Origin of the sequence: Hamadaea sp. (assembly GCF_013362815.1) — a bacterium.
Classification (GTDB): Bacteria; Actinomycetota; Actinomycetes; order Mycobacteriales; family Micromonosporaceae; genus Hamadaea.
Map to the genome: position 1 here is coordinate 1 of NZ_JABFVK010000047.1, position 12,659 is coordinate 12,659.

At 66.8% G+C, this 12,659-nt stretch carries 11 protein-coding genes; 3 read left to right on the forward strand and 8 right to left on the reverse strand.

From position 1 onward, the window contains the following. The coding region (locus HOV77_RS21990) for a YfbK domain-containing protein (RefSeq protein ID WP_290864547.1) at positions 1–575 on the forward strand (575 nt) is incomplete at its 5' end. A gap of 60 nt (positions 576–635) precedes the next feature. On the opposite strand, the gene rplI is transcribed toward HOV77_RS21990, so the two are convergent. From rplI to HOV77_RS22015, 5 genes are all read right to left on the reverse strand, one after another. Further along, a complete protein-coding gene (rplI, locus tag HOV77_RS21995) occupies positions 636–1,088 on the reverse strand; it encodes a 50S ribosomal protein L9 (protein WP_290864549.1) in 453 nt (150 codons plus the stop codon). A gap of 14 nt (positions 1,089–1,102) precedes the next feature. After that, positions 1,103–1,342: a 30S ribosomal protein S18 gene (gene rpsR, locus HOV77_RS22000; RefSeq protein WP_027342873.1), complete on the reverse strand. Its 240-nt coding sequence runs from the start codon at positions 1,340–1,342 to the stop codon at positions 1,103–1,105. A gap of 20 nt (positions 1,343–1,362) precedes the next feature. Further along, positions 1,363–1,872 carry a single-stranded DNA-binding protein gene (locus tag HOV77_RS22005; protein WP_290864552.1) on the reverse strand — a complete coding sequence of 170 codons (510 nt, stop codon included), beginning with the start codon at positions 1,870–1,872 and terminating at the stop codon, positions 1,363–1,365. A gap of 97 nt (positions 1,873–1,969) precedes the next feature. Further along, complete coding sequence (gene rpsF / locus HOV77_RS22010; protein WP_027342871.1) at positions 1,970–2,260, reverse strand: 30S ribosomal protein S6; 291 nt, start codon at positions 2,258–2,260, stop codon at positions 1,970–1,972. A gap of 277 nt (positions 2,261–2,537) precedes the next feature. Further along, on the reverse strand, positions 2,538–3,302 hold the full coding sequence (locus tag HOV77_RS22015; protein ID WP_290864553.1) for a hypothetical protein: 765 nt from the start codon (positions 3,300–3,302) through the stop codon (positions 2,538–2,540). A gap of 190 nt (positions 3,303–3,492) precedes the next feature. Between HOV77_RS22015 and HOV77_RS22020 the strand changes: the two genes are divergently transcribed. Further along, a complete protein-coding gene (locus HOV77_RS22020) occupies positions 3,493–4,269 on the forward strand; it encodes a deoxyribonuclease IV (RefSeq protein ID WP_290864554.1) in 777 nt (258 codons plus the stop codon). A 17-nt stretch (positions 4,270–4,286) separates the two neighbouring features. Further along, entirely contained in the window at positions 4,287–6,212 is a 1,926-nt protein-coding gene (locus tag HOV77_RS22025; RefSeq protein WP_290864555.1) for a hypothetical protein, read from the forward strand. A gap of 39 nt (positions 6,213–6,251) precedes the next feature. Here HOV77_RS22025 and HOV77_RS22030 read toward each other — a convergent pair whose 3' ends face one another. The 3 genes from HOV77_RS22030 to HOV77_RS22040 all read right to left on the reverse strand — a co-directional run. Continuing rightward, positions 6,252–8,654, reverse strand: a complete 2,403-nt coding sequence (locus HOV77_RS22030; RefSeq protein WP_290864556.1) for a transglycosylase domain-containing protein — start codon at positions 8,652–8,654, stop codon at positions 6,252–6,254. Positions 8,655–8,698: 44 nt separating this feature from the next. Further along, positions 8,699–10,123, reverse strand: coding sequence for a glycosyltransferase 87 family protein (locus tag HOV77_RS22035; protein ID WP_290864557.1), 1,425 nt, complete (start codon positions 10,121–10,123; stop codon positions 8,699–8,701). Between the two features lie 19 nt (positions 10,124–10,142). After that, on the reverse strand, positions 10,143–12,659 hold a 2,517-nt coding region (locus tag HOV77_RS22040; RefSeq protein ID WP_290864558.1), incomplete at its 5' end, for a transglycosylase domain-containing protein.

Consider the following 12,659-nt stretch of genomic DNA (forward strand, 5'->3'; position numbering starts at 1 on the left):
ACGGCTTCGCGGTGTATGTCGCCGACCGCAACCAGGCTCGAGATGTCTTCGTCCACCGGCTCCCGGCGAACCTGTCGGTCCGGGCGCTCGACGCGAAGGCGCAGGTGACCTTCGACGAGGCGACCGTCGAGGCGTACCGGTTGGTGGGGTATGACGACCGGCTCCTGAGCGCTTCGGAGTTCCGGGACGATCGGGTGGACGGCGGCGAGGTCGGCCCCGGGCACGCCGTCACGGCGCTCTACATCGTCCGGCTGCGGCCGGAGGTCCGTTCCTCGGCCAAGGTCGCCGACGTCCGCGTACGCTGGCAGGATCCCGCTTCCCGGGCCGCCTCCGAGGCGTACGAGTCGATTATGGTGAACGATCTCGCGGGCAGTTTCCGATCCGCGGACCCGCATCTGCGCGTGGCCTACGCCGCCGCCTTCTTCGCCGAGGCGCTGAAGTCCTCGTCGTACGCCGCCGAAGTGCAGCTGGACCAGTTGCGGCAGATCGCGGCCGACGCGCAGGAGGAGCTCCGGGACGCCAAGGTCGGTGAGCTCGCGGACGCCATCCGCACGGCGAGCCGGTTGCGCGGCTGACCCGGGCCGGGCAAGCGAAAGGGCCGGCGCGATCGCTCGCGCCGGCCCTTTCGGATGTGCCTACTTGGCGGCCGGAACCACGTTCACGGAGAACTTGGCGACAACCTCGGGGTGCAGCTTGACCTGCACGTTGTACGCCCCGAGCGACTTGATGACGCTCGGCAGCTCCACGCGGCGGCGGTCGAGGCTGGGGCCACCGGCGGCCTTGACCGCCACGACGACCTCACCCGCGGTGACCGAGCCGAACAGGCGGCCGCCGTCGCCGGCGCGCGCGCCGAGCTTGACGGACAGCCCTTCGAGCTGGGCCTTGATCTCCTTGGCGTGGTCCAGGTCCCGGATCTCCCGGGCGTCACGCGCCCGCTTGATCGTCGCGACCTGCTTCTCGGCGCCCTTGCTGTGCGCGATCGCGAAGCCCTGCGGCAGCAGGTAGTTACGGCCGTAGCCGTCCTTGACCTCGACGATGTCGCCCGGCGTGCCGAGACCCGGCACCTCCTGAGTCAGAATGATCTTCATAGGGGTGCCTCCTCTCAGCGTCCGGTGCTCGTGTAGGGCAGGAGCGCCATCTCACGGGCGTTCTTGACCGCACGGGCGATCTGACGCTGCTGCTGGGTGGTCACACCCGTCACCCGGCGGGCGCGGATCTTGCCGCGGTCCGAGATGAACTTGCGCAGCAGCGCGGTGTCCTTGTAGTCGATGTAGGTGACCCCCTCCTTCTCGAGCGGGTTCACCTTCTTCTTCGGCTTGCGAAGAGCGGCAGCCTTAGCCATTGCTCGTGCTCCAGTGATCTTTAGAAAGGTGGCTCGTCGTCGAAGTTGCCACCCGAACCGCCGCCGGCGGGAGCAGCCGTGGCCCACGGGTCGTCGGCGAAACCGCCGCCGCCACCGCTGTTGTTGCCACCGCCACCGCCGAAGCCGCCACCACCACCGCTGGACCGCGACATCTTCTGCACCTTCGCCGTCGCATAGCGCAGCGAGGGGCCGATCTCGTCGACTTCCAGCTCGATGACGGTGCGCTTCTCGCCCTCACGCGTCTCGTAGGACCGCTGACGCAGCCGGCCCGACACGATCACGCGGGCACCCCGCTGCAGCGACTCGGCGACGTTCTCCGCCACCTGCCGCCACACCGAGCACGCCAGGAACAGCGGCTCGCCGTCCTTCCACTCGCCGGAAGCCCGGTCGAGCGTGCGCGGCGTCGAGGCGATGCGGAACTTGGCGACCGCGGCGCCGGACGGGGTGAAGCGCAATTCTGGGTCGTCGGTCAGGTTACCGATGACCGTGATGGTGGTTTCTCCAGCCATGACCTACTCCTCAGGCATTCGCTAGTTCTGACGCACAGGTTGTCACAGCCGTACGACAGCTGCGCGAAAGCGGGTCCGGGCGTGCCTTGAGCTCGCGTCAGCGAACTTCGGGCCGGATGACCTTGGTGCGCAGCACGGACTCGTTGAGTCGCAGCTGACGGTCAAGTTCGGCCACGGCCGCAGGCTCCGCCTGCAGGTCGATGACGGCGTAGATGCCTTCGGCCTTCTTGTTGATCTCGAACGACAGGCGCCGGCGGCCCCAGACGTCGAGCTTCTCCACCGAACCACCCGACGTACGGATCACGTTCAGGTACGTGTCGAGCGACGGGGCGACGGTGCGCTCCTCGAGAGACGCATCGAGGATCACCATGATCTCGTAATGACGCAAGACAACTCACCTCCTCTGGGCTAGCGGCCACGGTCCTTCCGTGGCAGGAGGTCGTGCGTCGTTCAAACGACAGCCGTGGGCGCCATCACCCACGGCATTGCGAAAGAACCTGACCAGGATACCCGTCCGGGGCATCAGGGCCAAAAAGAGCCGCGAGGCGCACTCTCATCCAGTTCTGCTGGGTGGGACCTGGGGAGGAACGACCACACCGACGAGGTTGGATGAAAGGCGCCTCGCGGAGCCTGTTATAACCACATCATACGCCGTGGTTTGCGTGTTAGGCGAACTCAGTCCGGGTTGCGCGCTGACTTACGATAGCGCGGATTGCCCCAACCGTGACGCCTACGACACACACTGTAGCAATAATAGCAAGAAGTCCGATTGGTCCCTTGTCCTTCGGCGTGTCACTCGAGACCGCCGACACGTCGATGACCGACTCACCACCGGGCGTGACGACCGTCGAACCTGGTTCCAAGCTATCTCCGCCGGCTGCGACGCTGCTACTCGGATCGGGATCCATCGGGAACAGCGGCCCCTCCTCGGCGGACGCGCTCGCCGAGGGCGCCGGCGTGGCCGACGGCTTCGGTTTCGGCGTACGCGTCTTGACGACCCGCGGAGCGCCGGTGGAGTCGCCCGAACTCGGCGACGACGTGGCGTTGACGTTCACCGTGACGGGCTCGTAGGAACCGTTCCCGCCGAGGTTGAGCAGGCAGTCGGGGACCATCGCGATGGCCACCGGCCCCTTGTGAAACTGGACCTCGACGGCCTGCCCGTCACTGATCGGGCCGCCGTTCTCGCCGTCGATCTGCAGGGTGGCGCCCTGCCCGAGGTTGTTGACGAAGACGACCTTCTGCTCGGACTTGATCGTCACGGCGGCCCGGTCCGGCTTCGAGCCGCAGAGCAGCAGACCCAGCCCGCCCCCGTTGAACTCGACCTGTGTACCGGCCTCGGTTTCGGCCAACGCCGGTTGAGCGGCCAACGGCACACCCAACAGCATGCCGAGGCCGACACCGGCCAAAGCCCGACAAACGGACAGCTTCATGCGAACTCCCAGACGGTATGCCCCCGCGGGGGTGCGACGGGCGGACGACGCCCCGGCAGGGGCGGTCAACGGACAAGTACCCGCTCACATGGACTTCGGAGGAATCCGGTGGGTCCAACGGAGAAGTGCGCCGGACGGTGACGCGCGCTCGTGGTCTCCTTCGTCAGGGTGAGGGACTACGCTCTCCGGCATGCGTATCGGTGCCCACGTCGATCCCGCCGACCCGTTGACCGAGGCCCAGGCCCGCGACGCCGAGGTCGTGCAGTTCTTCCTGGCTGACCCGCAGGGCTGGAAGGATCCGGTGCCGCGCGCCGACGCCGAGCAGATCAAGGCGTCGGACGTGCAGGTCTTCATCCACGCGCCCTACGTCATCAACGTCGCGACGACGAACAACCGGATTCGCATACCCAGCCGCAAGCTGCTGGTGAATCACGCCAACGCGGCCGCGACGGTGGGTGCGAGCGGGCTGATAGTCCATGGTGGACACATGCTGAAGGACGACGACCTCGCGACCGGCTTCGAGAACTGGCGCAAGACCTTCGCGTACGCCGCCGAACAGGGTGGTTTCGCCACCCCTGTGCTCATCGAGAACACGGCGAGCGGCGACAAGGCGTGTGCGCGGAGGTTCGACGCGCTGGCCCGGCTCTGGGACGCGGTCGGCGAGTTCGGCGTCGGGTTCTGCCTGGACACGTGTCACGCCCATGCCGGTGGCGAGGATCTCATCGACATCGTGGACCGCGTGATGGCCATCACCGGCCGGATCGACCTCATCCACGCCAACGGCTCCCGCGACGGATTCGACTCCGGCCGCGACCGTCACGACAACCTTCACTCCGGGATGATCGATCCGAAGCTGATCGTGGCGGCCATCCGAGCGAGTGGGGCGCCCGCGGTAGTGGAGACACCGGGCGGGGCCGACGGCCAGTCCGCCGACATCGCGTACTTGCGGTCCGAGCTGGCCGACTAGGGAACGGTGCTACGAGGATGACGGAGCCGACCACGATGAGTGACCAGCCCGCCGAGGACACCACGGCCTCGAAGGCGTCCGACACACCGGTGGCGGACAAGCCCACCGACGACGAGCCGACGGGAAAGCCCGCGGACGACAAGCCGCCGGCCGATCCCTTTGGGAAGTTCGCGCCCGAGGCGGCGAATCCGCCGGGGCGGCTCCGCCGCATGGCAGGCGGCTTCGGCCGCGCCCTGGGCCACGAGTGGACCCTCGCCGCGCTGTTCTCGCTGGTCATCGCGGCCGCGATGACGTGGCCGGCGTTGAAGTACCCGCTCTACACCATTCCCAAGGACATCTGGGACCCCACGCTCCAGGCCTGGCAGATGGCCTGGTCCGGGCACGCGATCAGCACGAACCCGCTGGGCATCTGGGACTCCAACACCTTCTACCCGGAGTCCTACAGCTACGCGTTCTCGGACACGCTCCTCGGTTACTTCCCGGCCGGGCTCATCGGCACCGGCCCGGCCGCCGCGCTGCTCCGCTACAACATCGTCTTCGTGCTTGCCTTCGCGCTGGCGTTCTTCGGCGCGTACGCCTTGGCGCGGCAGCTCGGTGCGCGCGTACCGGGCGCGGCAGTGGCCGGGGCGGCGTTCGCGTACGCCCCTTGGCGGTGGGAGCAGGCCGGTCACCTGCACGTCCTGTCCTCCGGGGGCATCGCCCTCTGCCTGGCCATGCTGGCGCGGGGCCACGGGTACTCACTGCGCCACGGCTATCGGCCGGAACTCCGCCGACCCGGGTGGGCCTTGGCGGGCTGGTTGGTCGCCGCGTGGCAGATCAGCCTCGGGTTCGGCATCGGCTTGCCGTTCGCCTACGTGCTGGCGGGCATCGCGGTGGTGGGCGTCATCGCGTACGTGTCGGCTCGGCTGTTCTTCTGGAGCGAGCCGAAGCCGTTCGGCTGGAAGCTGGCCGGGGCGGACGCGCTGGGCGGGCTCGTCTTCGCCGCAGTCGGCGTACTGATGGCCGTTCCGTACTTCCGAGTGCTCGAACTGCACCCGTACGCCGAGCGCTCGATCGGCGAGGTCAGCCTCTACTCACCGCCGTTCATCGGATTCTTCACCGCGCCGGACACCGACGTCGTCTGGGGTGACGCCCACAAAGTCGCCCGTGACACGCTGTTCACCAACGGCAGCGGCGAGAAGACGCTGCTCATCGGCTTCGCCCTCTACGGGTTGGCGGCCGCGGGCCTGATCTACTCGACCTGGCGCTGGTGGCAGCGCATCCTCCTGCTGCTCGGCGTGCTGGTCAGCGGCGCACTCGCGATGGGAACCGAGTTCTTCGGCGGCAAGGTCTACGAGATCCTCTACGACCACCTGCCCGGATGGAACGCCATCCGGACACCCGGCCGCCTGATCATCTGGACCACGTTGTTCGTGGGGCTGCTCGCCGCCGGCGCGGTCAGCGCGTTCGGCGACCGCGCACGTGATCTCGCCCGGGAACGGGTGCCCGCGCGGCCGCACTTGGTGCTGGCGCTCGCCATGTTCCTCCCGGCGCTCCTCGTCCTCGGCGAGGGCCTGCAGAAGATGGACTTCCCGACGGTGCCGCTGCGTCCGGCGGCAATGTCCGAGTTGTCGGGGCCGGTGATGGTGCTGCCCAGCAATCAGCTGAACGACGAGAACGTGATGCTGTGGTCGACGGACGGCTTCGTCTCGATGGTCAACGGCGGCAGCGGTTTCACGCCCCAGTCGCAGAGCCAGCTCCGGGAACTCATGAAGAACTTCCCGGACCAGGCGAGCGTCGAGGCACTGCGCGCCATCGGCGTGAAGGAAGTGCTGATCCTCAAGAACCCGAGCTACGAACAGCCAGACGACGTGTCCGACCAGGCGAGGACCGCGACCGGCGAGGAGTTCGGCCTGAAGCGCGAGGAGCTCGAGGACGGCATCCTGTTCCACCTGAACCCGTAGGAGATCAGGGTGGGGGCAGTACCTGCCCCCACCCTGAGATCAGCCGCGACCGCGCCGGGTCGGCTCGGTGGTGGGACAGAAGAAGATCCACTTACACTTGCCGGGCTTCTGCGGCTCCTGAAGACCGGGCTCCTGCTTGGTGGGGTCGCCGACGCCCGCCTTGTCCGCGAAGCGCTGCTCGGCCGTCCCCTTGTTGGCGGCGTTCATGAACTTCTCCCAGATGTTGCCGGGCAGTCCCGCGCCGCTGATGTCCTTGCCGGACTTCTCGTAGACCGCCTGTTCCTTGCCGACATTGCCGACCCAGACGGCGGCGGCGATCTGCTTGGTCGCGCCGACGAACCAGGCATGGCAATTGTGCGACGTCTGCTGGCACTGCCAGGTGCCGGTCTTGCCGGTGACCGGGCGGCTGCCGCTGAGCGTGTGGCCACCCGCTCCGGGAATCTTCTGCAGCACGTAGTTCACGTCGTCGGCGACGCCCTGATCGATCGTCTGCTTGCCGGCGAGCTTCTCGCCGTTGACCAGCGTGAACTTGTCGGTGCCGACGACCGGCTGCTCCACCTTCAGCACAAAGTGCGGCTTGTTGTAGATCCCGCGGTTCGCGAAGGTGGCCACGCCGCTCGCGTGGTCGATGACCGTGATGGGGTACTGCCCGAATCCGGCGTGGTAGTAGAACGGCGAGCTGGCGGTCTGCTTGAAGGTCTTGCTGGTCAGGTCGTACGCCTTGCCGTCGCCGGTGTTCCACATGGTGGTGATCCCGGCCGCCTTGGCCATCGCGGTGACCTTGTCCACGCCCATCAGTTTGGTGACCTTGTAGAAGGGCACGTTGTAGGAGTGCACGGTGGCCCATTCGAGGGTGCAGTACGTGCCACAGGACTCGTCGACGTCCCGGCCGGCGTTCTCGATCTCGAAGTCGCCGTCGCGGAACGCCGCCGGGTTGAAGTGCGAGTCGAGGGAGTAGCCGTCCTGGAGGGCGGCCGCCAGCGTGTAGATCTTGAACGACGAGCCGGCCGGGTGACCGCCGGTCAGCTGGCCGTTCTCGATGTTCTTGCCGGCATAGTCGTGCCCGGTCGCGTCGTCCCCGCCGTAGTACGCCAGCACTCGCCCGGTCTTGGGTTCGATCGCCACGAGCGCCGCCATGACGTTGGCCTTCTGCCCGGTCATCAGGGATCCGGGCGCGCCGCGCCGGGCCGCGCTCTCCGCCGCCGCCTGTGCCTTGGCGTCGATCGTGGTGGTGATGCGGTAACCGCCCTGCTTCAAGTCCGCGATGTTGTACGGGGCGGCTTTCAGCTCCTCCGCGATGTAGTTCACGACATTGCCGGTGACCAGCCCGGTCTGGCCGACACCTTTGAGACCCCACTGCGCGTTACCGGCGTCCTTACGGATCGGCAGGATGGTCTTGGGGTACTGCTGGGCGTTCCGATCGGCATCGTTCAGCCAGCCCGCGTCCTTCATGTTGTTCAGGACGTAGCCCCAGCGATCCTTGGCCGCCTCCGCGTTGAGCTGCGGGTCGTATCCGGCGAACGTGGCCGTCTCCTCGGGCTGCCGGACGACCGCGCCGAGGACTGCCGCCTCCGCGATCGTCAGGTCTTTGGCGTTCTTGTTGAAGTACGTCCGGGCGGCGACCTGTACGCCGATCGCTCCGCGTCCGAAGTAGACGTTGTTCAGGTAGAACCCGAGGATGGTCTCCTTGTCGTAGTTGTCTTCCAGCTTGCGAGCGAGTACCGCTTCGCGCGCCTTACGGAAGATCGACATCTCGACGTCCTTGGTCGCGATCTTCACGTACTGCTGTGTGATCGTGGACGCGCCCTGGGTGTCGCCACCGGTGATGTTGTTCCAGGCGGCCCGGACGATGCCGCTGATCGAGACGCCGTGGTGGTTGTAGAAGTCCTTGTCCTCCCCGGCGATCAGCGCGTGCTTGACGTCGTCGGGCAGGATGCTCATCGGGATGGTCTCCCGGTTCTCCGTACCGAGCTGCGCGAGCTGCGTCTTGCCGTCGTCGGCGAAGATCTTGGTCACCTGGGCGTTGGGCAGGTTCTCCGGCCGCAGCATGTCGACGTTGTCCACGAAGTAGGTGACGACGATCGCGGTGCTGCCGAACAGGATGATGAACGCGGCGAACGCGATCGTCAGGATCTTGCGCTTGCGGCTCTTGCCCAGCCGCCGGAGGAAGCCGATCCCGGGAATGGGCCGGCGCGGCGCGGCAGCGCGACGTTCTGGGCTCGGCTCGCCGGGTGCGCCGTCGCGTACCGGCACCCGGGCCCGCCCCGCCGGTGGGGGCGGGGCCGACGCCGTATATCGATCCCGTACGTCCCGCATGTATTCGTCATCGTCGACTCGACCTTGGCGGTGCCGACCTTGCGCGGGCACGCCCTGGGGGTGGTATGCCTCGTCGCTGACCGTGGACCGGCCGTCGCCGGAGGGGTAGTCACCGTACGAACTCATGCCCAACAAGGTAAGCGGTCAGCGAGAAAAACGCAGGTCTGGCCTCAGACCGCGAGCGGATCCGCCTGTCTGACGACGTCGAGCCGCGGGTACCGGATGTCCCGGATGACCAGGCCACACAGCACCGCGACGGTCACCCAGCGGGCGATCGAGGCGAAGATGAACACGCCTTCGGGCATCACGGACTTACCGGACGCTCCGAGTAGCTCGCCGTAGAACGTCAGGAAGTACGCCACTTCGGCCAGTTGCCAGGCGAGGAACGCTCCCCAGCGCGGCCGGGCGAGTACGGCCAGGGGCAGCAGCCACAGCGTGAACTGCTGCGACCAGACCTTGTTGAACAGCAGGAACGCGGCGACGGTCAGGAACGCGAGCTGGGTCAGCCGCGGTGGCACCGGTGCCCGCTGAGCCAGGTAAATGATCCCCAGGCAGGCCACGGCGAACAACGCCAGGCTGATCCCGTTGAGGAGACTGCGGTTCTCATCCCTCGACAGCCACTGGAACAGCCCAGAGTCGCCCTCGCCGCCGCTCCAGAACTTCGCGTCGACGTACCGGCCGATGTAGTAGAGGACACCCCAGTCCACACCGCGCTCGTTGTTGAGGTCGATGAACTTGCGCCAGTTGTCGAAGTTCAGCACCATCACGGGCACGTTGACGGCAAGCCAGGTGACCAGCGCCGTCCCGGCCGCGACGAGGAACGGAATCCATCGCCAGGTACGCAACGCGATCGCGAGCAGCCCGACGAACAGGAATCCCGGCCACAGCTTCGCCGCCGTACCCAGTCCCAGGAGGACACCGGTCAACGCCGGCGCCCAATAGCCGGGCCATTTACGGCTCCAGGCGTACACACCGCCGACCGCCAGGATGATGGCCAGGAAGTCCCAGTTCACTGTCGCGGTCACGAGCATCGCCGGGGCCAGGGCGAACATCGCTATGTCCCAGGGTCTTGTCCGCCGGATGGACAGCATCATCGCGGCCGTGCCGAGCGCGAACAGGATCAGCACCAGAGCGGTGACGTCGTAGAACGCCTGACCCTGGTTGAAGTCCGGATGGGTCTGCCCGTACGCGTGGATGGGCAGCCCGATCACCCCCATCATCACACCGGTGAGCACGGGGTACTCGACGGCATGATCGACGTAGGGAACCGCGCCGTCGCTCAGCCCCTCGGCGTAGTACAGGGCGAGCACGTCGGTGTAGCAGAAGTTGGTGTACTGCTTGTAGTCCGTCCACGCGCCGTCGCGACACGGGGACTTCTGGACGAAATGCAGCGCAAGCGTGAGGCAGGTCAGCGCCAGCACGATCAGCGAGACGAATTTGACCGAGCGCCGGGCGACCGGGGCATGTTCGCCCAGCCGCCCGCCGATCAGTTCGGACAGCCCGCCGACGAAGCCGTCGGAGCGCGACGGCGCGTCGATGCGCGGGGCCACGGGACGATCGCGATCGTCGGCGTCCTGACCTACCTCAGCCTGCACGGCTTCCGTCCTTCACTCATCACGGGAACTTGGACCTGGACGACGTCGGAGTAGGCGTCGGGGACTTGGACTGGTTGCCGCCGCCGTTGCCGGGACCGGTGGTCTCGGTCGGGCAGGTCACCATCGGGATGCAATTTCCACCCTGGCCCGGGTCGGTGGGCTGGCTCGGCGAAGGCGAGATGCCGTTGGCGAATCCGACCTCGTCGTCGCCGATGTGCGACGGCTCGGCCAGCTTCTCCTTCTTGAGGTTCTTCGCGTCGTTGTAGTCCTTGATGAACTCCGACCACACTCGGTAGGGCGTCGAGCCGGAGGTGATGGTGCTCTTGGTCTTCGGGTCGGTCACGGGATAGGCACCGGCGGCGTTGCCGGTCCAGATCGCCACCGAGTACTGCTTGGTGAAACCGACGACCCAGGCATGCGCGTTCTTATCGCTCGGCTTGGCGTTGCCGTTCTTGTCGACCGTCGCGCCTTCCCAGGTGCCGGTCTTGGCTGCGATGTCCCGGTTGTCCTGCTTGGGCTTCCACCCAGGGTGGTCTTCGTAGACCTTCGTCATTGCGTAGGTCACATCGTTGGCGACCTGACGCCGGATGGCCTGCTTCGGATCCGCCTTGTGACCGACGCCCTTCACGAGTTCGTACTTGCCGGTGACCGGGTCCTTCTTCTCGACCTTCGCCACGAAGTAGGGCTTGTTGTAAACGCCGCCGTTGGCCAGCGTCGCGACGCCGGTCGCGTGGTCGAGCACGGTGATGGCGTACTGGCCGAACCCGACCTGGCGGTCGAACGGGTCTCGCGACAGGTCGGCCTGAACGCCCTTTGCAGACAACCGCTCGACGTTGTTGTTGTCCCACATGTAACGGACACCGGCCTGAGACGCCATCTTGACGACCTTGCCGGGCCCGATCTGCCGAGCCACCCAGTAGAACGGCACGTTGAAGGACTTCATGAAGCTGTATTCGAGGGTGCACCACTCTTTACAGCTCGTTCCTTCGGCACCAGCGTTACCGACGTGGGTGTTGTCCGCCTTGTCGGTGTAGGGCAGCGATCGCCAGTGCGACTGCAGCGAGGCGCCCGCCTCCAGCGCGGCGGCCAACGTATAGATCTTCATCGAAGAGCCCGGCGGGTGCCCGCCGACCAGCACGCCGCCCTGTGTGTTGACGCCCGCCAGGTCGATGGCGGTCCCGTCGAGGCCGCCGTAGTACGCGATGACGGCACCCGACGAGTGGTCGATGACGACACCCGCCGACTCGAGATCCTGCTGGATATTGCCCTTCGCGTCCTTGACGATCTTCCGCCCGTTGAGCTCCGAGCCCTGCAGATCCGGCCGGGCTGCCTTCTCTAGCTGGAGCTGCGCAACCGGGTCGATCGTGGTGTAGACCTTGTAGCCGCCGGTACGCAGATCCTTGGGGTCGATGCCCTGAGCCTTCAGCTCCTCGTACACGTAGTTCACGACGTTTCCGGTCGCCTTGCCGGCGTTCGTGCCCTCGGCGATCTTGATGCCCCACTCAGCCGACGTCGTCACCGTGGAGTACTTGATGACCTCGGGGAACTGGGCCGAAGCACGCTCCTCCGCGGTGATCCAGCCCTTCTCCTTCATGTTGTCGAGCACGTAGCCCCAACGTGCCTTCGCCGTGTCGGGATGAGCCTCGGGGTCGTAGATGCTCAGCTTGCCGCCGTCGTCGTACGGGTCCCGGATGACCGAACCGAGCACGGCCGCCTGCGAGAAGGTCAGCTCCTTGGCGCTCTTGCCGAAGTACGCCAAGGAGGCCTTCTCCACGCCGACAGCTCCCCGGCCGAAGTCGATCGTGTTGAGGTAGAAGCCCATGATCGTGTTCTTGTCGTACTTGTCCTCCAGCTTGCGGGCGAGAACCGCCTCACGCAGCTTCCGGGCGTACGAGATCTGGGCCTGATCGGTGGCGATCTTGATGTACTGCTGGGTGATCGTCGAGCCACCCTGCGTCTCGTCGGTGGTCAGCGTCTTCCACGCGGCGCGCATGATGCCGGAGTACGAGATGCCGTGGTGCTCGAAGAAGTCCTTGTCTTCACCGGCGATCATCGCGAGCCGGGTCTTCTCCGGGATCGACGTGATCGGCACCATGATGCGGTTCTCGGAGCCGAGCTGGGCCATCTGGGTCTTGCCGTCGGCCGCCATGATCATGGTGGTCTGAGCGGTCTTGAAGTTGTCCGGCGTCAGCTCGTCGACGCTGTCGAAGTAGTAGGTGCCGCCGATCGCGCCCACCCCGAAGACGATCAGGAAAGCCGCGAACGACGCGATCAGGATCTTGGTCCGCTTGGCCTTCTTCGCCTTGTCGCTGGACGGCTGCCGCTTCGGCCGGCCGCCCTCGCCGCCGTCACCGCCACGGTCTCGCGGACCCCGGGGACCGCCGGGCCCACGGCCGTCGCCGCCCGGGCCGTCCTCGAACCCCCGGGGGCGTACGCTCGCCCGTCCAGCGGGTGACACCGGCGCGCCGGGAACGCTGGCGCGCCCGGAAGACCCCGGTACGCCGGCCCGGCCGACCGAAGCGCGACCGGCCGCACC

Coding starts and splice junctions, on each gene's coding strand:
- HOV77_RS22030 (WP_290864556.1), bottom strand. CDS start 8,654: ATGAGTTCGTACGGTGACTACCCCTCCGGCGACGGCCGGTCCACGGTC.
- HOV77_RS22005 (WP_290864552.1), bottom strand. CDS start 1,872: ATGGCTGGAGAAACCACCATCACGGTCATCGGTAACCTGACCGACGAC.
- HOV77_RS22020 (WP_290864554.1), top strand. CDS start 3,493: ATGCGTATCGGTGCCCACGTCGATCCCGCCGACCCGTTGACCGAGGCC.
- HOV77_RS22015 (WP_290864553.1), bottom strand. CDS start 3,302: ATGAAGCTGTCCGTTTGTCGGGCTTTGGCCGGTGTCGGCCTCGGCATG.
- HOV77_RS22025 (WP_290864555.1), top strand. CDS start 4,287: ATGACGGAGCCGACCACGATGAGTGACCAGCCCGCCGAGGACACCACG.
- rpsR (WP_027342873.1), bottom strand. CDS start 1,342: ATGGCTAAGGCTGCCGCTCTTCGCAAGCCGAAGAAGAAGGTGAACCCG.
- rplI (WP_290864549.1), bottom strand. CDS start 1,088: ATGAAGATCATTCTGACTCAGGAGGTGCCGGGTCTCGGCACGCCGGGC.